18 protein-coding genes are annotated in these 19,090 nt (G+C 72.1%); 9 read left to right on the plus strand and 9 right to left on the minus strand.

Features of this window, described 5'->3' with window-relative positions; genetic code table 11:
* Nucleotides 1-393: 393 nt before the first annotated feature.
* Complete coding sequence (locus PXH83_RS12575) at nt 394-1,320, minus strand: DUF3027 domain-containing protein (RefSeq protein ID WP_274559886.1); 927 nt, start codon at nt 1,318-1,320, stop codon at nt 394-396.
* 475 nt (nt 1,321-1,795) lie between these two features.
* Here PXH83_RS12575 and PXH83_RS12580 point away from each other — a divergent pair, with 475 nt between their 5' ends.
* Genes PXH83_RS12580 through PXH83_RS12595 form a run of 4 tightly spaced genes read left to right on the plus strand, consistent with a single transcriptional unit; the run spans nt 1,796 to nt 5,217 of the window.
* Nucleotides 1,796-3,163, plus strand: a complete 1,368-nt coding sequence (locus PXH83_RS12580; protein ID WP_274559888.1) for an MFS transporter — start codon at nt 1,796-1,798, stop codon at nt 3,161-3,163.
* Nucleotides 3,164-3,190: 27 nt separating this feature from the next.
* A complete protein-coding gene (locus PXH83_RS12585) occupies nt 3,191-3,688 on the plus strand; it encodes a DUF2771 domain-containing protein (RefSeq protein WP_274559890.1) in 498 nt (165 codons plus the stop codon).
* Between the two features lie 28 nt (nt 3,689-3,716).
* On the plus strand, nt 3,717-4,352 hold the full coding sequence (locus PXH83_RS12590) for a futalosine hydrolase (RefSeq protein ID WP_274559892.1): 636 nt from the start codon (nt 3,717-3,719) through the stop codon (nt 4,350-4,352).
* A 1-nt stretch (nt 4,353) separates the two neighbouring features.
* A complete protein-coding gene (locus PXH83_RS12595; protein WP_274559894.1) occupies nt 4,354-5,217 on the plus strand; it encodes a 1,4-dihydroxy-6-naphtoate synthase in 864 nt (287 codons plus the stop codon).
* A gap of 142 nt (nt 5,218-5,359) precedes the next feature.
* Here PXH83_RS12595 and PXH83_RS12600 read toward each other — a convergent pair whose 3' ends face one another.
* Nucleotides 5,360-5,743 carry a cold-shock protein gene (locus PXH83_RS12600; RefSeq protein WP_214919354.1) on the minus strand — a complete coding sequence of 128 codons (384 nt, stop codon included), beginning with the start codon at nt 5,741-5,743 and terminating at the stop codon, nt 5,360-5,362.
* 161 nt (nt 5,744-5,904) lie between these two features.
* On the opposite strand from PXH83_RS12600, the gene PXH83_RS12605 reads away from it, so the two are divergent.
* A complete protein-coding gene (locus PXH83_RS12605; RefSeq protein WP_274559898.1) occupies nt 5,905-6,153 on the plus strand; it encodes a hypothetical protein in 249 nt (82 codons plus the stop codon).
* Here the strand turns inward: PXH83_RS12605 and PXH83_RS12610 are convergent.
* Both PXH83_RS12610 and PXH83_RS12615 read right to left on the minus strand, forming a co-directional pair.
* Nucleotides 6,132-6,764, minus strand: a complete 633-nt coding sequence (locus PXH83_RS12610; protein ID WP_420803155.1) for an HAD family hydrolase — start codon at nt 6,762-6,764, stop codon at nt 6,132-6,134. The two genes, PXH83_RS12605 and PXH83_RS12610, sit on opposite strands and share 22 nt — an antisense overlap.
* 332 nt (nt 6,765-7,096) lie before the next feature.
* A complete protein-coding gene (locus PXH83_RS12615) occupies nt 7,097-8,167 on the minus strand; it encodes a hypothetical protein (RefSeq protein ID WP_274559902.1) in 1,071 nt (356 codons plus the stop codon).
* A 93-nt stretch (nt 8,168-8,260) separates the two neighbouring features.
* Between PXH83_RS12615 and PXH83_RS12620 the strand changes: the two genes are divergently transcribed.
* Nucleotides 8,261-10,837 (plus strand): helicase C-terminal domain-containing protein, encoded by a 2,577-nt coding sequence (locus PXH83_RS12620; protein WP_274559904.1) that lies wholly within the window; start codon nt 8,261-8,263, stop codon nt 10,835-10,837.
* A 42-nt stretch (nt 10,838-10,879) separates the two neighbouring features.
* Complete coding sequence (locus tag PXH83_RS12625) at nt 10,880-11,692, plus strand: transposase (RefSeq protein ID WP_274559906.1); 813 nt, start codon at nt 10,880-10,882, stop codon at nt 11,690-11,692.
* A gap of 37 nt (nt 11,693-11,729) precedes the next feature.
* Here PXH83_RS12625 and PXH83_RS12630 read toward each other — a convergent pair whose 3' ends face one another.
* Nucleotides 11,730-12,173, minus strand: coding sequence for a hypothetical protein (locus tag PXH83_RS12630; RefSeq protein ID WP_274559908.1), 444 nt, complete (start codon nt 12,171-12,173; stop codon nt 11,730-11,732).
* A gap of 146 nt (nt 12,174-12,319) precedes the next feature.
* On the opposite strand from PXH83_RS12630, the gene PXH83_RS12635 reads away from it, so the two are divergent.
* Nucleotides 12,320-13,957, plus strand: a complete 1,638-nt coding sequence (locus tag PXH83_RS12635; protein ID WP_274559910.1) for a DNA repair helicase XPB — start codon at nt 12,320-12,322, stop codon at nt 13,955-13,957.
* A gap of 23 nt (nt 13,958-13,980) precedes the next feature.
* Here PXH83_RS12635 and PXH83_RS12640 read toward each other — a convergent pair whose 3' ends face one another.
* The 3 genes from PXH83_RS12640 to PXH83_RS12650 all read right to left on the minus strand — a co-directional run bounded on the left by PXH83_RS12640 (nt 13,981) and on the right by PXH83_RS12650 (nt 15,884).
* Nucleotides 13,981-14,316 carry a hypothetical protein gene (locus tag PXH83_RS12640; RefSeq protein ID WP_274559912.1) on the minus strand — a complete coding sequence of 112 codons (336 nt, stop codon included), beginning with the start codon at nt 14,314-14,316 and terminating at the stop codon, nt 13,981-13,983.
* 74 nt (nt 14,317-14,390) lie between these two features.
* A complete protein-coding gene (locus tag PXH83_RS12645) occupies nt 14,391-15,575 on the minus strand; it encodes a glycosyltransferase 87 family protein (RefSeq protein ID WP_420803220.1) in 1,185 nt (394 codons plus the stop codon).
* Nucleotides 15,576-15,680: 105 nt separating this feature from the next.
* Nucleotides 15,681-15,884, minus strand: coding sequence for a hypothetical protein (locus tag PXH83_RS12650; protein WP_274559914.1), 204 nt, complete (start codon nt 15,882-15,884; stop codon nt 15,681-15,683).
* 274 nt (nt 15,885-16,158) lie between these two features.
* Here PXH83_RS12650 and PXH83_RS12655 point away from each other — a divergent pair, with 274 nt between their 5' ends.
* Nucleotides 16,159-18,264 carry a HelD family protein gene (locus tag PXH83_RS12655; protein ID WP_274559916.1) on the plus strand — a complete coding sequence of 702 codons (2,106 nt, stop codon included), beginning with the start codon at nt 16,159-16,161 and terminating at the stop codon, nt 18,262-18,264.
* A gap of 103 nt (nt 18,265-18,367) precedes the next feature.
* On the opposite strand, the gene PXH83_RS12660 is transcribed toward PXH83_RS12655, so the two are convergent.
* The gene (locus PXH83_RS12660; RefSeq protein ID WP_274559918.1) at nt 18,368-19,060 is read right to left on the minus strand and encodes a copper homeostasis protein CutC; all 693 of its coding nucleotides are present in this window, start codon (nt 19,058-19,060) and stop codon (nt 18,368-18,370) included.
* Nucleotides 19,061-19,090: the final 30 nt, after the last annotated feature.

The raw sequence follows: 19,090 nt of genomic DNA on the forward strand, positions 1-19,090 counted from the left end.
GTCCGCCGCTCGCGACTTCCCTCTCCCAGCCCCTGCCCGATTTCAGCCACGCAAGCGCCCCACCCCGACAAAAAACGCCCTAATCGGGCACCACCGCCGGGCGACGGGGGCGCGGTGCGGGTGCGGTGCGGGTGCGGTGCGCGTGCGGTGCGGGTGCGGTGCGCGTGCGGTGCGGGTTGCCTGCGGCGCGTTTCCCCTACCCGCCCCTTCCCGAACTGGGGCTCCGCCCCAGACCCCGCTCCTCAAACGCCGGAGGGGCTGGTAATCCGGGGGCTGGGGCTTCCCCCCACGCGGCGGCAGCCGCAAATGTCACAGCCGGGAAGGGGCGGGTAGGGGAACTGCGCCGCAGGCAAGCGCCGCACCGCACCGCCCAGAGGCCGTCAGGCCACCGCCTCAGGAGTGGCCGAGCTCCTCCGTCGGCTCGTCCGTCGTCGTCGGCACTGATCCGCCCTCCGGATCCGGCCTCAGCGGAAACGCGTCCGTCCCCATCGAATCCAGCACCGGCGGCGCCGGCCGCAGCGGCTTCGGCATGACCGCGGCCTCGGAGTGGCCCCCGCAGCCGTACGCCAGGGACACCACATGCCCGTCCGCGGGCGAGAATTCGTTCGCGCACACACCGAACGCCTGCCGCAGCGACCCCGCCAACGGCACCAGGAACGCGCACGTCACGCACGTGGCCGGCGCAGCCTGCGCCATGGGGGTCTTCGCGCCGTACGACTCGTCCCAGCGGTCGGCCGCGATGTGCAGCCCGTACCGCGACAGGACCCGCGCACGCCGCATCCCCAGCTCTTCGGCGACCGCCGCGATCGAACCGCGCGAAGGCACCAGCGGCAGCGCGGCCGGCGGGCCGTCCGTGACTTCCGCGTCCTCCGCCTCGACGAGCTCGGCCATCTCCTCCGAGACCGCGGAGTCCGGTGGCGGCATGTCCTCGCCCGTGTAGCCGGGCTCCAGGCGCAGATCGTCCGCCTCAGTGGGAAGGAGGTCGCCCGGCCCCATGTCGCCGGGGCGCAACCGCTCGCTCCACGGCACCCATTCGGGTGCCAGCAGTGAATCGGGTCCCGGCAGCAGAACCGTCTCGTCGACCGTGACCAGCTTGGCCCGCGACGCGCGGGCGACCGTCACCGCCCAGCGCCAGCCCCGGTAACCGGGTTCCTTGCACTCGAAAAGGTGCGTGACGACCCGGTCACCCTCCGCGAAGAGGGAGACATGCTCGCCGACCACCCCGGGGAAGGCGGCCTCCTCGGCCGCCTCGCGGGCAAGGTCTACCGCCTCGGCGCACAGGCGGTCAGGGGTTCGGCTTCGCGTCGTCGCAGCACTCACAGGTCTCGCTTCTCTCCTACGCCGTCTCACGGGTGCGCCAACGGATGCCCGTACGAGTACGAGATACGAGGTGCGAGCTGCGGGCGGAGCGGACCGGAGGGCCGCGTCGACGTCCGCGCCCGACCTGTCTCGGTCTCGGGCGCACTTTCTGTCACCCATTCTGCGGGATGACGGAGAGGCGCGCGGCCGAGGACAACCGCCGGTGGCGCGCTACGCACGCTACCCCCTCTGCCGCCCCGGGCCCACCTGCACGCCTCCTTTGCCGGACTTCGGACGTGAGGAAGGGGCGCGCAAGCCCGCGTGAGGCCCCGTAAAGCAGGGAAAGCGTGTGGAAAGCACGCCGAAAGATCGAGAGCGGCCGGAATGTCCTGGCGAAGGAGACGAACGCCGGACGTACGGAAAAACGACTCGCCGACCGGCCCCACCGGGCCCCGTTTCCGGTTCGCCTCCGGGGGGCTTGGGGCACTATGACGACGTGGTTGCCGCAAAGCCGTCCGACGGATCCGGTCCACTCCGCAGAGCGGGCCGTGCGGTCGGCCGCGCCCTGCACTTGCCGTTCACCGGTACGGCCAAGGGCATCCGCCGCGCCACCCACGCCCACGGAGCGGGCGAGTCCGGTCTCGGCAAGCTGATCGAGCTGCACGCCGTGAACGGCGCCGGCGACATGATGATCACCATCGCGCTCGCCTCCACGGTCTTCTTCTCCGTCCCCACGGACGAGGCACGCGGCCGCGTAGCGCTCTATCTGGCGGTCACCATGGCCCCCTTCACGATCCTCGCCCCGGTGATCGGCCCGCTCTTCGACCGCATTCCGCACGGCCGCCGGGCGGCCATGGCGGGTGCGATGCTGGCCCGCTCGATGCTGGCGGTCGCGATGTCCGGCGCGGTGGCGACGGGCGATCTGGAGCTGTATCCGGCGGCGCTGGGCGTGCTGGTGTCTTCGAAGGCGTACGGAGTCGTACGCAGCGCCGTCGTCCCACGCCTCCTCCCGCCCAAGTTCTCCCTCGTAAAGGCGAACTCGCGGGTGACCCTGGCCGGTCTGCTGGCGACGGGCCTGGCCGCTCCGGTAGGGGCGGGTCTGCAGGCGATCGGGCCTCAGTGGCCGCTGTACGGGGCGTGCGCGCTGTTCACCGTCGGCGCGTTCCTGGCGTTCACGCTGCCGCACAAGGTCGACTCCGCGAAGGGCGAGCGGAAGGCCATGCTGCTGGAGCACGGCCTGGAGCACGGCCACCTGCAGCACCGCAAGCCCGGCCTGCGGACCGTCGGGCCTTCCGTACTGCACGGCCTCCAGGCCAATGCGGCGATTCGCGGCCTGTCCGGTTTCCTGATCTTCTTCCTGGCGTTCCTGCTGCGCGACGACCCGCTCGGCGGGCAGAGCGCCGCCGTGTCGCTGGGGATCGTCGCCGTCGCGGCGGGGGTGGGCAACGCCCTCGGTACGGCCGTGGGGGCGTGGCTCAAGTCCCGCGGCCCCGAGAAGATCATCGCGACGGTGCTGGGGCTGACGCTGTGCGTGGCCATCGGCGCGGCGGTGGTCTTCGGCGGGCTGATGGTCGCGGTGCTCGGCGCGACCGCCGGCCTGGCCCAGGCCCTGGCCAAGCTGTCGCTGGACGCCCTGATCCAGCGGGACGTGCCCGAGCAGGTACGGACGTCCGCGTTCGCCAGGTCGGAGACGCTGCTCCAAATGGCGTGGGTGGCGGGCGGAGCCATCGGAATCGCCCTGCCGCTCAACGGCTCGCTGGGCATGGGCGTCGCAGCGGGCCTTCTCGCGACGGGCGCGGCACTGTCCGTACGGGGCCTCCTGCACGCTCCCCGGCGCGGCACGCCGCACCCCCGCGCGGCGTGAGGTGCGCCGGGCGATAGCCTTCGCCCCATGACCGTTGCGCTCCTCTCTGGTAAGGCCCGCCGCACCACCGCTGTCATCGGCGCCGTGTCGGCCGGGCTCCTCGTCCTGTCCGCCTGCGGCGACAAGCCGACGCCGCTCGCGACCGTGACGGTCGGCACGGATTCGGTGCACACCGAGGCCTCGTGCTACAACGACGGCTCCGCGATCAAGGAATCCCTGCTCCAGGGCTGCCTGAACAAGAAGGCCGAGAAGACCGTCAAGGTCTCGATGGACGACAAGGTCCGCTTCGGCGTCGACCCCGAGATCGCCGACGAGGGCTGGACGCTCTTCATCAACGGCCAGCAGGCCGAGCAGGAGCCGTACAAGAAGTCGTACCGCTCCATCCCGGGCAGTGCCTTCTTCGCCGCCCAGCAACAGCAGCAGCCGGGCGCCCCGAGCCCCGACGAGGCGCAGGTCAGCATCGTCGAGACCAAGGGCAAGAAGCTCACCGGCATCTGGCACTTCAAGCTGGAGAAGACCTCCTGACCACCCTCCTGACCAGGAGGAACACCTGATGCGTGTTCTCGTCGTGACCGCGGTACCCGCCGAGCGGGACGCGGTCACGCGCGCGTTCGGCCCCGGTTTCGCGGTCGATGTCATCGCTGCCGGGGTGGGCCCGGCGGCCGCCGCCGCAGGAGCCGCGACCGCGCTGGCCGCTCGCCCGTACGGCCTCGTGATCTCGGCCGGGATCGGCGGCGGGTTCCGGCTCGTCGCCCCGCCCGAGTCCGTGGTCGTCGCCGACGCGATCGTCGCGGCCGATCTGGGCGCCGAGACCCCCGACGGCTACGTCCCGGTGACCGCCCTCGGCTTCGGCACCGTGGAGCACCGGCCGCCCGCCGCTCTCGTACGGGCCGTCGCGGACGCCACCGGCGCGGTGACCGGCACCGTGCTGACCGTCTCCACCGTGACCGGTTCCGCCGCCCGGGCCGACGAACTGCGCGCCCGCCATCCGCAGGCCGCCGCGGAGGCGATGGAGGGCTTCGGCGTCGCCGAGGCGGCCGCGCTGCACGGCGTGCCGGTGCTGGAGATCCGCGCCGTGTCGAACGCGGTGGGGCCGCGCGACCGGTCGGCCTGGCGCATCGGGGAGGCACTGGATGCGCTCAGCGCGGCGTTCGGGAAGCTCGCGCCCGTACTCGAAGGTTGGGAATGACATGACTGACAGGTTGCGGATCGCCTATTCGCCTTGCCCGAACGACACCTTCGTCTTCGACGCGTGGGCGCACGGCCGGGTGCCGGGGGCGCCCGAGCTCGATGTGACGTTCGCGGACATCGACATCACCAACGGGATGGCGGAGCGCGGGGAATTCGACGTGCTCAAGGTGTCGTACGCCGTGCTGCCGTGGGTCCTTGAGGAGTACGCACTGCTGCCGTGCGGCGGGGCACTGGGGCGGGGCTGCGGGCCGCTGGTGCTTGTGAACAAGCACAGCCTGGCCCGGGAGGCCGGTGTCGACCTGACGGGGAAGACCGTCGCCGTGCCGAGCGAGCGCTCGACGGCGTATCTGCTGTTCCGGCTGTGGGCGGCGGATGTTCTGCCGGGTGGGGTCGGCGAGGTCGTCGTCATGCCGTTCCACGAGATCATGCCGGCGGTGCGCGACGGCAAGGTCGACGCGGGGCTCGTCATCCACGAGGCGCGCTTCACCTATCAGGATTACGGACTGCACTGCCTCGCCGACATGGGCGAGCACTGGGAACTGACGACCGGCCTGCCGATCCCGCTGGGCGCGATCATCGCCAAGCGCTCGCTGGGCACGGAGCGCCTGCACGACATCGCGGCGGCGGCGCGGACGTCGGTGCTGATGGCGTGGGACGACCCGCAGGCGTCGCGGCCGTACGTGCTGGAGCACGCGCAGGAAATGAATCCAGCGGTGGCGGATCAGCACATTGGGCTGTACGTGAACGAGTTCACGGCGGATTTGGGTGAGGACGGGTACGCGGCGGTACGGGGTTTGCTCACACGGGCGGCGGCGGAGGGCCTGGTTCCGCCCCTGGACCGGGACGCGCTGGCGTTCGAGTAACTTTCTCCGCCCCGCCCCTTTCGGGGGCGGGGCGGAGAAACGGCCCGCCGCAGGCGACGCGCCTACGCGTCGGCGAGTGACGACAACGCCGCAGATGGGCGTGCCAAGCCCCGCGGACCAGGCATGATCCGCCGGACACGCCCTAGACGTCCAGCTGGTCCGCCACCGCACGCAGCAGGCCCGCGATCTTCTTGCCCGCCGCCTTGTCCGGGTAACGCCCGCGCTCCAGCACCGGCGTAATGCTCTCCAGCAACGTGGTCAGGTCCTGCACGATCGAGGCCAGTTCGTCCGGTTTGCGCCGCTGCGCGGCCGCTACCGACGGGGTCGGGTCGAGGATCGTCACCGTCAGCGCCTGGTCACCGCGTTGACCTGCCACGACGCCGAACTCGACACGCTGGCCGGGCTTCAGGGCGTCGACTCCGGCAGGGAGCACCGACGAGTGAACGAAGACGTCGCCGCCGTCGTCGCGGGAGAGAAAGCCGAAGCCCTTCTCGCTGTTGAACCACTTGACCTTGCCGGTAGGCACGTCTGTCCTCGTCCTCGTACTCGTCGTTGTTGAAGTGGAAAACGGCTCTGGATAGCACTGCAGCGGGTCGTAGGACCCGCCACCACCAAGGCTAATGGTCCAGGGGCTGGTGACAAGACGGCACCGGGTGGTTCCTCCGGGCAGGGAACTACCCTGGGCGGGTGAGTACTGAAACCCAATCAACCCAGGCCGAGGCCGGGGACCGACTGGTTCGCGTCGGTGCCGTCGTCTTCTTCGTCGGCGCACTGGCCACGCTGGTCACGGTCGCCCCGCTGTTCCTCGGTACCGAGCCGTTCCCCTCGGTGGCGTACGCCGTGTGCATGCTGATGGGCGCCGGTTTCATGATCGCCGCCGCCGGGGTGCTCCGGTCGATCGCCGCGCAGCGGCGTCAGGCGCGTTCCGCGCAGTAGGAGTTCAGCCAGGCCGGGAACGTGGTGAGGTCGGCCAGGACCACGTCCGCACCGGCCTCGCGCAGTTCGTCCACGCCGCAGGGACCGGTGGGTACGGCAACGGACAGCGCGTCCGCCGCCCGCGCCCCGCGTACGTCCCCGGTGTGGTCGCCGACGTACACCGACGCGCCGTGCTCGCGCAGAGCCTCCGCCTTGGCCTCCGCCCAGAGCCAGCCGATGACGGCGTGCGGCTCGATGCCGAGGTGCGCGAGGTGGAGCTTGGCGTTCGGCTCGTGCTTCGCGGTGACGACGACGGCCCGGCCGCCGGCAGCCCGTACCGCCGCGACGGCTTCACGCGCGCCCGTCATGGCGGGGGACGGCGTGATGGCGTACTCCGGGTAGATCGCGCGGTAGCGGTCGCCCATCTCCTGGATACGGGCGGCGGGGAACCAGTGCGCCAACTCCAGCTCCAGGGGCGGGCCGAGCCGGGTGACCGCCAGGTCGGCGTCGATGTATGTCCCGGTCTCGGCGGAAAGCGCCTGATACGCGGCCCTGATGCCGGGCCTGGAGTCGATGAGCGTCATGTCCAGGTCGAAACCGACCGTCAGCGGGTGCGTAGCCATGACGGCCATTGTGCCGATACGCAGTGTGCCGACGAGGGCCCCCCGGCCCCGGCCCGCCCCAACACCCCACCCGTACACTTAGCCAAGCCTTACCAACCTCCCGATTGGGCCAGATGCGAGCCGCCGCCAGCCACCCCGGACGCATCCTGGTGACCCGCCGCATCGGCTGGACGACTGCGGCCGTCGCGGCTCTCCTGCTCTCTTCACGGTCGACGACGAGCTGTGGATCCAGGGCATCGGCTACACCGCCGCAGGCGAGATCCTGGACGAGATGCAGGGCTTCCTGACCAAGAAGTAGCAGGAAGCAGCAAGAAGCAGACGGCTGACGGAATCAGGCGGTGTCAGCGCCTCCGCGCCCGCCACACCAGGTACAGCGCGGAGGCGACGGCCGCCGCCTGTACGACCACGGGCCACATGCCCGAGATCGCCTCGCCCATCGCGCCCTGCGCTATCGGCTCTCCCCAGCGCCCTTCCGTCCGGCCCCACAGCCAGACGACGCCGCCCGTCGCGACCAGCCCCGGCAGGCCGAGCACCGCCCACTTCGCCTGGGCGCGGCTGATGCGCTGGGAGGCGTACGCGAGGAGCCAGCCGCCACCCAGCGCGAGCCAGTTGCGGAACACGGCGCCGCCGACGAGCAGCGCAGCGGCGAGCAGCAGGACGAGGTGGGCGGGCGGGCGTGATGCGGCAGCCGGCGCCGGTTCCGGCTCGGTTCCTGTGGCCGTACGGCGCAGGAGCCTCGGACGCCAACGGCGCGGGGCGTCGTCGGGCGCCTTCTCGACAGCCTCGGCTTCCGCCTCCGCCTCTGCCTCCGCTTTCTCCGCCTCCGCCTTGGCGGGCTCCCTGGACGGCGGGGGCTTCAGTATTTCCGGGATCTCGACCCCGCCGACGAAACCGGGCACTGTCGCGCCCATGCCGAAAGGCCCCGGCTCCACGCGCCACCAGTCGGGTTCGCTGCCCTGCGGGCCGAGTTCGTCCGTGCCCGCGAGGTGCGGCGGGGACGCGGCGTGGGACGACTCGGCGACAGGCTCGCCGTGCGACTCGAACGCCTTGTCGCGGGTGCGCGGGCGCGGAATCCGCAGCGAACGCCCCTTCGGCTCCGTCGACTTGTCTCGCTGCCCCGGCAGTACGGCCGACCGCCCCGCGGGCCGCGACCGCCCCGCCCGCTCCGCAGAACCCGGCAGCGACCCGCCCGACGCCGCCTGCACCAGCTCGGCCGGAGAACCGATCCTGCCCAGGATGCGGCGTACCGCCGCCGGACTGTCCGGGCCCGGCTTCGCGCGCTGACGGTCGATCTCCTCGCGCAGCGCGGACACCAGCCGCATCCGGGCCGCGGAGGGCAGCTGGTGCTGCTGAGCCAGGTCTCCGACCCGGCTCAGATAGTCGTAGACGAGCTGATCGCTCTCGATCCCCACTCGACGGTCCGTCCCCTCGCCCTCCGGCTGCCCTGCGGCCGCCCTGCGACTGCCTGCACCGACGGTAGCGCCACACCGGCTACCGTGGGGCGGATGGGGACCGGCGAGCGCAACCAGGAGGCGCACGTGTCCGAAGGATCAGGCGCAACGCCACCACGCACGCTCGCGGAAGCCCTGCGCACCCGCGACGACGCGTCGCTGGCCGCGTTGCTGCGCGCCCGCCCCGACCTGCTCTCGCCCGTCCCGAGCGACCTCTCGCAGCTCGCCACCCGTGCGGCGACCCGCGCCTCCGTCGTGCGTGCCCTGGAGCACCTCGACCGGTTCACGCTCCAGACTGCCGAGGCCCTCGCTGTGGCGCCCGACCCGGCTCCCTACGAGGCGCTGCGCTCGCTGATGACCGGCGACGACGGCGACCCGGCGATCGACGCCGCGCTGCCCGGGGCCGTCGCCACCCTGCGCGAGCAGGCGCTGCTGTGGGGCGGCAACGACCGGCTGCGGCTGGTGCGTACCGCTCGCGAGCTGCTCGCCCCCTCCCCCGGGCACCCGTCCCCCACCGGCCTCGGCCCAACCGTCGCCGAGGCGACCGCCGGGATGTCGCCGGGGCGGTGGCAGGAGATCCTGGCCGCGGCCGGGCTGCCCACCACGCACGACCCGGTGTCGGCCGGCGCCGCGCTGACCTCGCTGTTCACCGACCGCGCCCGCATGTCGGCGCTGCTCGACACGGCCCCGCCCGAGGCCCTGATGGTGCTGGAGCGGCTGGTGTGGGGGCCGCCGTACGGCGAGGTGACCGCCGACCCCACGCGGCCCGTGCGCTGGCTGCGCGACCGCGGCCTCCTGCTGCCCACGAGCCTGCGTACGGTCGTGCTGCCGCGCGAGGCCGCCCTGCATCTGCGCGCCGGGCGCGCGCACCGCACGCCGGAGCCCGTGCCGCCCGCCGTCACGCCCGCCGCTGAATACAGTCCCCAGGTTGTGGACCGTACGGCCGCGGGCCAGGCGTACATGGCGCTGTCCACCATCGAGGAGCTGCTCAAGGACTGGAACGAGGGCGGCCCGGCCGTCATGCGCTCCGGCGGCCTGAGCGTCCGCGACCTCAAGCGCACGGCCACCGCCCTCGACCTGCCGGAGCCCACGGCCGCCTTCTGGGTCGAACTGGCTTACGCGGCGGGGCTGTTGGCGCCGGACGGCGAGCCCTCCGAGCGGTACGCCGCCACGCCCGCGTACGACGACTGGCTCGACCTCGCGCCGCAGGACCGCTGGGCCCGCCTCGCCGCCGCCTGGCTCAACGCCACCCGGACGGCGGGCCTGATCGGCGGCCAGGACGTCAAGGGCCGCGCCCTCTCGGCCCTCGGCCCCGACCTCGACCGCTCGGCGGCCCCCGAGGTACGCCGCCGCGTCCTCGACCTCCTCGCCGGACTCCCCGAGGGCGCCGCGCCCACCCCGGAGAATGTGCTGGCCCGGCTGCGCTGGGAGCGCCCGCTGCGCGCCGCCGCCGCTTCCGCTCCCGACGGCGGCGGTGACCTGCGCTCCCGTATCGCCCTGTGGACCCTGAACGAGGCCGAACTCCTCGGCGTCACAGGCCGGGGCGCACTCTCCGCCCACGGCCGCGCACTGCTGGGCACGGGCCGGGCGGGTGCGGGCCGGGCGGCTGCCGACCGGGCAGAGACGGGCCGGGCGGGCGGCGCGGCCCGGCCGAGTGACGCCGAGGCCGCCGCGTCCGCCGTGCGCGCCGCCGTACTGCTCGCACCGCTCATCCCCGAGCCCCTCGACCACGTACTCCTCCAGGCCGACCTCACCGCCGTCGCACCCGGCCCGCTCCAGCGCCCGCTCGCCGACACGCTGGGCGTCCTCGCCGACGTCGAGTCGAAGGGCGGGGCGACGGTGTACCGCTTCACGCCCGCCTCCGTACGCCGCGCACTCGACGCCGGACACGCCGCCTCCGACCTCCACACCTTCCTCGCCGCACACAGCCGTACGCCCGTACCGCAGCCGCTGAGCTACCTCATCGACGACGTCGCCCGGAAGCACGGGCACCTCAGGGTCGGCGCCGCTTCCGCCTATGTGCGCTGCGACGACGACGCGATGCTGGGCGAGATCCTCGCCGACAAGCGGTCGCAGCCGCTGGGCCTGCGACGCCTCGCCCCCACGGTGCTGGCCGCGCAGACCGACCCGGCGACGCTCCTCGAAGGCCTGCGCTCGATGGGCTTCGCGCCCGCCGCCGAGTCCGCGGCCGGAGACGTGCTGATCACCAGGACCGATGCCTACCGCACGCCGCCCCGCACCGCGCCCGCCCCTGTCCCGGAGGGGCCGCCGACGCCGGACGACACGCTGCTGGGCGCGGCGCTGCGCGCGATCCGGGCCGGCGACATGGCGTCGACGGCTGTGCGCAAGGACACCCCGGCAGAGCGGTCGGAGGGGCACGCGAAGTCCCCCGGGGAGCTGCCCCGCACCACCGCCGCCGAGACCCTCGCCACCGTCCAGGCCGCGGCCCTCACCGGCTCGGCCGTCTGGATCGGGTACGTCAACGCGGAAGGCGCGGCCAGCCAGCGCGTGATCGCGCCGGTGCGTGTCGAGGGCGGTTTCGTGACGGCGTACGACCACACGGCCGACGAGGTACGGACGTACCCGCTGCACCGCATCACGGGCGTCGCGGAGCTGGCCGACAGTCCGTAGGACATAAGACCTTCCGGCGGTGAACCGCCGTACCGTTGAGGAATGAAGCGTCCGGAACAAAAGCTCGAACCGCTCGACGTGACCGACGAAGAGCGCAGGACGCTGGAGAGCTGGGTCCGGCGGCGCAGGACCGCCCAGTCCCACGAAGCCAAGGACATGGCCCTGCGCGCCCAGATCGTGCTGGCCTCGACCCGCCCCGGCGACGACGGAAACCCCGTGTCACCGCGTGTCGTGGCGCACCGACTGGGGATCTCCTACGAGACCGCGGCGAAGTGGCGCAGCCGGTTCGTGGAGGACCGGCTGGACGGGCTGACCGGCCCCGACGTGCCCTTCGTCCCCGACGTACCGGCCGACGAGACGGCGCGCCGTCCCGCACCGCCGGGGCCGTCCGCCGAACCGTTCGACCCGGACGAGGTGTACGACGTGGTGGGGCTGTATCTGGCTCCGCCCGAGCGGGCCATGGCCCTGTGCACGGCCGAAAAGCCGTCGCACACCGCTCCCCCGGCCGAGGCCGCCGCACTCCTCAGCGCACTGGACGCGACCACGGGCGAGGTCCTCGGCTCGCTGCACCGCAGGCACCGGGCGGTCGAGTTCCGCAGGTTCCTGTCCAGGGTCGACGCGGACGTCCCCGAGGAGCTCCAGGTACACGTCGTCTGCGACAACTACGCCACCCACCGGGCGCCGACCGTGAAGAACTGGCTGCTGGCACACCCCCGCTTCCACCCGCACTTCACGCCCGCGGACTCGCCGTGGCCGACGCTGCGGCTGGGGTCCGTACCCGCCGTGGAGGAGGACGTCCGCCTGTGGTCCGCCGCGTGGGACGCCGCGCCGAAGCCGTACGTCTGGACGGCCTGAGAGGGCCTGCTCGGCGGGCGGCCTCAGCGAGCCGACCTCAGCGGGGGACGAGACCGGTGCCGGGCGCCGCCGTCAGCGACGCCTGCCAGGTCCCCTCCTTGTCGCACGCCTTGCCGTTGGGCCAGTGCTCGGTCATCCGGACCTTCGCGCTGTCGTCCATGATCACGCGGCCGCCCTCGACCGTGGTGACCTTGAACCGCACGTCCAGTTCCTTGTCCCGTACGTCGTCGGGCACCAGCACCCGCATGCCGGCGACGGCCTCCCCGGCATCCTGGGCCCGCTCCTCGCACCGCCCGTCGGCGCACAGGCGCAGGACGACGGGCCCGGGATCCTTCGCGCCGCCGGGTTCGTAGCTCACGCTGATCCCGGGCACGCCGCCGATCAGCGTGCAGGTACGGGTGCCGTCGCCGAGACCGCAGCCGACGAGGGTCAGGGTGAGCAGCGCGAAGGGCAAGGCTGCGGTACGGATGCGGATGGTCACGAGGCCCCCAGGTCGTTGTGGGAGAACCGTATCCGCAGGGGATCCGCACGGGATCCACACGGGCCACGACCTGTATCGCGCTCAGTACGGCACACTGGACGTTTGGCCGTACGAGCCGACATTCCGCAGAAAGGGCCGAAGCACGCGTGAACGGACCCCTCATCGTCCAGAGCGACAAGACCCTGCTCCTGGAAGTCGATCACGACAGGGCCGACGCCTGCCGCCGTGCCATCGCGCCCTTCGCCGAGCTGGAGCGCGCCCCCGAGCACATCCACACCTACCGGGTGACGCCGCTCGGCCTGTGGAACGCGCGGGCCGCCGGTCACGACGCCGAGCAGGTCGTCGACGCGCTCGTCGAGTTCTCCCGCTACCCCGTCCCGCACGCGCTGCTCGTCGACGTCGCCGAGACGATGGCCCGCTACGGCCGCCTCACCCTCTCCAAGCACCCCGTGCACGGTCTCGTCCTGACGTCCACGGACCGCCCCGTACTGGAAGAAATCCTCCGCTCGAAGAAGGTCCAGCCGCTGGTCGGGACCCGTATCGACGCGGACACGGTCGCCGTCCACCCCTCCGAGCGCGGCCAGATCAAGCAGACGCTGCTCAAGTTGGGCTGGCCCGCGGAGGACCTCGCGGGTTACGTCGACGGCGAGGCGCACGCGATCGAGCTCGCGGAGAACGGCTGGGCGCTGCGCCCGTACCAGAAGCAGGCCGTCGAGGGCTTCTGGCACGGCGGCTCGGGCGTCGTGGTCCTCCCCTGCGGCGCCGGCAAGACCCTGGTCGGCGCGGGCGCCATGGCCCAGGCCAAGGCGACCACCCTGATCCTCGTCACGAATACGGTTTCCGCGCGCCAGTGGAAGCACGAGCTGGTGAAGCGGACCTCGTTGACCGAGGACGAGATCGGTGAGTACAGCGGTACGCGGAAGGAAATCCGCCCCGTCACCATCGCGACGTACCAGGTCCTGACGACGAAGCGGAAGGGCATCTACCCGCACCTGGAGCTCTTCGACTCCCGTGACTGGGGCCTGATCGTGTACGACGAGGTGCACCTGCTGCCCGCGCCCGTCTTCAAGTTCACGGCGGACCTCCAGGCGCGGCGCCGGCTCGGGCTCACGGCGACGCTCGTGCGCGAGGACGGCCGCGAGTCGGACGTCTTCTCGCTGATCGGGCCGAAGCGTTTCGACGCGCCCTGGAAGGAGATCGAGGCACAGGGTTACATCGCCCCGGCGGACTGTGTCGAGGTCCGGGTCAACCTGACCGACAGCGAGCGTCTCGCCTACGCGACGGCCGAGACGGAAGAGAAGTACCGCTACTGCGCGACGACCGCGACCAAGCGGAAGGTGACTGAGGCGCTGGTACGGAGGTTCGCCGGCCAGCAGATCCTGGTCATCGGCCAGTACATCGACCAGCTGGACGAGCTGGGCGAGCACCTGGACGCGCCGGTCATCAAGGGCGAGACGTCCAACGCGCAGCGCGAGAAGCTCTTCGAGGCGTTCCGGCAGGGCGAGATCAGTGTGCTGGTCGTGTCGAAGGTCGCGAACTTCTCGATCGACCTGCCGGAGGCGACGGTCGCCATTCAGGTGTCGGGCACGTTCGGCTCCCGGCAGGAGGAGGCGCAGCGCCTCGGCCGCGTGCTGCGCCCGAAGGCGGACGGGCACCAGGCGCACTTCTACTCGGTGGTCGCGCGCGACACGATCGACCAGGACTTCGCGGCGCACCGCCAGCGGTTCCTGGCGGAGCAGGGTTACGCGTACCGGATCGTGGACGCGGACGAGCTGATGGCGTAAGCACTCCGCCCAGGAGGTACGGGTTAGGAGTTGCCGTCGAGAAGGATGAGCAGAGGCGCCAGGACCAGCAGTGCGTACTGCGCCTTTACGAGCCCGCTCTTCGGCGCGAAAAGGGCGGCCAGGCCTGCGAACCCCGCCGGGTAGAGCACCGCGAAACCGGCGTCGATGAGCGGGCCGCCGATCCCCTTGCCCTGCATGGCATCGGCCAGCGTGAGCATCATGCACAGCACCAGGTCGGCCACCAGCAGCACAAGTCCGATGCCCGCCGCCACACGGACGTCCTTCGCGGACCGGACGGAGGGGGCGGCCGTGGGTACGGCGGCCGGGGCGTCGGTCGTGTTCGCGTCGTTCGTCGTCATAGGCCCACTCAAGCGCGTCGTGGCTGCGAAGTCGTGAGTACGGATGCTCATCCGTTCCCGGATGCGGACGCCACTCAATCGCGACGCCCCCGCCCCGCGACACCGGCGAGGTACTCGTTCCAGCCCCGCCCCCGGGACTCACCACGCGGCCCCGGCACCTCGGGCCGAGGCCCGTCGGCTCCGGCACGGCCCCGCATCGCCACCCACACCACCAGCCCCACCCCCAGCAGCGGATAAGGCGAAGCCAGAACCTGCTGCCACCACGCGAACCGCAGATCCAGGTCGCCGTCGTGCGGCAGCACCCACATCGTGCGCGCCGCGAAGGCCACCCCCACCACCGCCGCGAGCCGCACCCGCTTCTCCGCGACCAGCACCGCCACCACCGGCACGCACCACACCCAGTGGTGGGACCAGCTGATCGGCGAGACCAGCAGCGCGGTGAGCGCGGTGACCAGCACGCCCCACACCGGGCCGGAGCGGCGTGCCACCCAGAGCCCGGCGAGGCCGACCAGCGCCGCAGGCACCATCCACAGGAGCCCGGGCTCCGCATCGTGCAGTACGCGGGCGAACAGGCCCTGCAGCGACTGGTTGTCGACGATCCACGCCTTGCCGACCCGCCCGGTCTCGAAGATCCGCCGGGTCCAGAAGTCGACGCTGGCGTGCGGGAGTACGAGCGCGCCGAGAAGCACCGTGCCGACGAAGGAGGCGAGTGCGGTCAGGCCGGCCCGTACGCGACCGGTGATCAGCAGGTAGACGATGAAGATGGCCGGTGTGATCTTGATGCCGGCCGCGATACCGACGGCGAAGCCCTTGCCGACGGCGTCGTCCCTGCGGGACAGGTCCCACAGGACGAGACAGACCAGGGCCAGGTTGATCTGCCCGAAAAGGATCGTCTGGAAGACGGGTTCGAGCCAGAGGCCGACGGCGGTGCCCGCGAGGACGAGAGCGGGCCGCGCGGGCCCGGCCGGGATCCCGGCGAACCGGCAGGAGAGGTGCACCAGCAGTGCGAGGAGCGCCGCGTTGCCCACGGCGAAGGCGACCTTGAGAGCGCCGAGGGGCAGCCAGATCGTCGGCACGAAGAGGATCGCGGCGAACGGCGGATAGGTGGCGGGCAGCTTCCACTCGGTGACGGTGAAGCCGTACAGATCGGTGCCGTTGGCGACGGCCGCACCTTCCGCCCGGTAGACGAGGGTGTCGGCCATGGGGATGTGCTGGACCAGGCAGAGCGAGGCCAGCGCGGCCAGCGATACGGCGAGCAAGATGCCCGAGGCGATCAGTGAACGAGGGGTCGCGCTCCGGTTTTCCACGGCCGCGACCCTAGTGGATCGACGCGCCGCGCATCGGAACGGGACCTCAAACGGACGTCAACGGAGCTTTACGCCCGCTTCCTCCCCGTACTCCCGGTACTCCCCGAGGACGGCCACGCTGAACGCCGCGCCCGTGAAAACCCTGACGGCGCGTAGCGCGGAGCCGATGACGTGGACGGGGTGACCGGCGCCGAGGGCGGTCGCCCCGAGGGGCCGGGTGCGGTGGACGGACGGGCCTGGGGTGAAGGTCGCTGAACTCATGTCTCCATGATGGATTTCGGACATTCCCTGCACATCGGCCCACGGTCTGAATTCCCGCGCCACCCGCCTACGTCTGGGGGGTGACACCAACCCTGAGTCCGTCCCCGACGAGGACCGGGCGCCCGTACTCCCCCACAAAAACCATTCGCCCGCGCCGCAGCCGCGCAGCTACAATCCCCGGTCTCCCCGCCTCCCCCTGTGGAGCGCCGCCGCCCGGACGGAAACCGGCCGGCAGCCACCCCCGTGATCCCCGCGTACAGCCGGAGGCAACACCGTGCCCGCGCACGCCCCTGACCCCAGATCCGCTCCCACAACCGACCCACTGGCCCGTGAGCGCGCCCACCTCACCTCCTCGCGCGCCGCGCTCCGCGCCATGCGCGAGGACGTGCAGTCCCTCGACATCCGCGACGTCACCGCGAACTGGGTGAACGCCGTCGTCCTCACCGCGCAGATCGAGGACCGCATCAAGGCGCTGGCCGATCTCGCCCACACCCCGCTCTTCTTCGGCCGCCTCGACTATCTGCACCGCGTCGGCGCGGACCGGGCGGAGGGCGCGGAGGGGGAGCAGTTCTACATCGGCCGGCGGCACGTCCACAACGCCGACGGCGACCCCATGGTCATCGACTGGCGCGCGCCCGTCTCGCAGCCCTTCTACCGGGCGTCCAAGAAGGACCCCATGGACGTCGGGCTGCGCCGCCGCTTCGGGTACACGGGCGGCGAGCTCACGGCGTACGAGGACGAGTACCTCACCGATCCGCGGGAGTCCGAGCAGACCAGCAAGCTGCTCCAGGCCGAGATCGAGCGGCCGCGCGTGGGTCCGATGCGCGACATCGTCGCGACGATCCAGCCCGAGCAGGACGAGATCGTACGGTCCGGGCTCGCCGGTTCCGTGTGTGTGCAGGGCGGCCCCGGCACCGGCAAGACCGCCGTCGGCCTGCACCGCGTCGCGTACCTCCTCTACGCGCACCGCGAGCGGCTCGCCCGCACCGGCACGCTCGTCATCGGGCCGAACAAGTCCTTCCTGCACTACATCGAGCAGGTCCTGCCCGCCCTCGGCGAGCTGGAGGTCAAGCAGGCGACCGTCGACGACCTGGTCGCGCACGTAGAGGTGCGGGGCGAGGACGAAGCGGCGGCCGCGGTCGTCAAGGGCGACGCCCGCATGGCGGAGGTGCTGCGCCGCGCGCTGCGTTCGCACGTCACGATGCCGACCGAGCCGCTGGTGGTGGTCCGCGGGTCGCGGCGGTGGCGCGTACCGGCGTACGAACTGGAGGAGATGGTCCAGGAGTTGCTGAACCGCGACATCCGTTACGGCGCCGCCCGCGAGGCACTTCCGCAGCGCATCGCGCATGCCGTTCTCGTACGGATGGAGCAGGCGGGCGAGGCGCCGGACGACCGGGTGCAGGACGCGGTGGCCCGGAATGCGGCCGTCAAGGCGGTGGTCAAGGCGGTCTGGCCGCCCATCGAGCCCGCAAAGCTGGTGCTGCGGCTGCTCGCGGACGCGGAGTTCCTGGCCGCGCACGCGAACGGCATCCTCACGGAGGACGAGCAGAAGACGATCCTGTGGGCCAAGCCCGCGCGGAGCGTCAAGGCCGCGAAGTGGTCAGCTGCGGACGCGGTGCTGATCGACGAGGCGAACGACCTGGTCTCCCGTACGCACTCCCTCGGCCATGTGGTCCTCGACGAGGCGCAGGACCTGTCCCCCATGCAGTACCGCGCGGTGGGCCGCCGCTGCACGACAGGCTCGGCGACGGTGCTGGGCGACCTGGCGCAGGGCACGACGCCGTGGGCGACGGCGAGCTGGGCGGACGCGCTGACGCACCTGGGCAAGCCGGACGCGCTGCTGGAGGAACTGACGGCGGGCTTCCGCGTACCGCGCGAGGTGATCGCCTACGCGTCGCGGCTGCTGCCGCACATGTCGCCGGGCCTGGCGGAGGTGCGGTCGGTACGTGAGTCACCGGGGTCGCTGGAGATCCGGGCGGTGGGCCGCGACGCCACGCCGGGCGACGCCGCCGCCACCTCGGCGGCGCTGGACGCGGCGGCGGTGGCGGCCTGCGCGGAATCCCTCGCCCACGAAGGCTCCATCGGCCTGATCGCCGCCGACGCCCGCATCCCGGCACTCGCCGAGGCCCTGGCCGCGGCGGGGATGCCGTACCTCGCGCCCGGCGAGGAGACGACCGCCGACTCCCGGCTGACGCTGGTCCCGGCATCGCTCGCCAAGGGTCTGGAGTACGACTACGTGGTGCTGGACGAGCCCGCGGCGGTCGTCGACGGCGAACCGGACGAACGGACCGGGTTGCGCCGGCTGTACGTCGCCCTGACGCGCGCGGTATCGGGCCTGACGGTGCTGCATGCGTCACCGCTGCCGGCTCAGTTGGGCTAGGCGGGCGCCGACGGCGGGCATGTTCTCAATCGCCGGAGGGCTGAAAAATCAGCCCCTCCGGCGATTGAGGACTTCGGGAGGTGCGGGGTGGGGAAACAAACCCCTACCCCGCGTCCAGCACCGCCCGCCACTCCCGCACCGCCCCCGCATCGACCCCCGCCGACCATCCCCCCGGCCGCGCCGCCCCGCCGATGTGGAACGCGTCGATACCGGCGCCGAGCAAGCGCGGCAGATGGTCGAGGCGCAAGCCTCCACCCACCAGGATCTGCGGTTCGTACCCGGGCTCACCCGTGCGCGCCGCCTCCGCCACAAGCGTCGCCATGCCGTCGTCGACCCCGTCCGCCGAGCCCGCCGTGAGGTACGTGTCCAGGCCCGGCAGATCCGCGAGTTGCTTCCGCAGCGCGTCGCGGTCGGCGGCGCGGTCGATCGCCCGGTGGAAGGTCCAGTGGCAACCGTTCAGTTCCGCGACCAGCCGCTCGACGGCGACGAGATCCGGGTTGCCGTCCGCGTCCAGGAAGCCGAGCACGAACTCCTCCGCGCCCTCGCCCCGCAGCTCCCGCGCCTTCCGTACGAGCACATCCACATCCCCCGCCGCGAAGCCGTCGGCAACCCTGAGCATCACGCGCAGCGGGATGTCCACGGAGGCGCGGATCCGGCCGAAGGTCTCACGGGACGGGGTGAGACCGTCCGCCGCGATGTCCGTGACCAGTTCGAGCCGGTCCGCCCCTCCGGTCTGGGCGGCGATCGCATCCTCCGCGTCGAGGGCGATCACCTCCAGGACTGCACGGTTGCTCATGTGACCCCATTCCATCGGGCGGCGGCTACT

This window comes from Streptomyces spiramyceticus (assembly GCF_028807635.1).
Taxonomy (GTDB): domain Bacteria; phylum Actinomycetota; class Actinomycetes; order Streptomycetales; family Streptomycetaceae; genus Streptomyces; species Streptomyces spiramyceticus.

Excerpts from the sequence above, each read along its gene's own strand:
- PXH83_RS12585 (WP_274559890.1), top strand. The coding sequence starts at position 3,191 with ATGACCGTTGCGCTCCTCTCTGGTAAGGCCCGCCGCACCACCGCTGTC.
- PXH83_RS12625 (WP_274559906.1), top strand. The coding sequence starts at position 10,880 with ATGAAGCGTCCGGAACAAAAGCTCGAACCGCTCGACGTGACCGACGAA.
- PXH83_RS12610 (WP_420803155.1), bottom strand. The coding sequence starts at position 6,764 with ATGGCCGTCATGGCTACGCACCCGCTGACGGTCGGTTTCGACCTGGAC.
- PXH83_RS12620 (WP_274559904.1), top strand. The coding sequence starts at position 8,261 with ATGGGGACCGGCGAGCGCAACCAGGAGGCGCACGTGTCCGAAGGATCA.
- PXH83_RS12640 (WP_274559912.1), bottom strand. The coding sequence starts at position 14,316 with ATGACGACGAACGACGCGAACACGACCGACGCCCCGGCCGCCGTACCC.
- PXH83_RS12650 (WP_274559914.1), bottom strand. The coding sequence starts at position 15,884 with ATGAGTTCAGCGACCTTCACCCCAGGCCCGTCCGTCCACCGCACCCGG.
- PXH83_RS12590 (WP_274559892.1), top strand. The coding sequence starts at position 3,717 with ATGCGTGTTCTCGTCGTGACCGCGGTACCCGCCGAGCGGGACGCGGTC.
- PXH83_RS12595 (WP_274559894.1), top strand. The coding sequence starts at position 4,354 with ATGACTGACAGGTTGCGGATCGCCTATTCGCCTTGCCCGAACGACACC.
- PXH83_RS12660 (WP_274559918.1), bottom strand. The coding sequence starts at position 19,060 with ATGAGCAACCGTGCAGTCCTGGAGGTGATCGCCCTCGACGCGGAGGAT.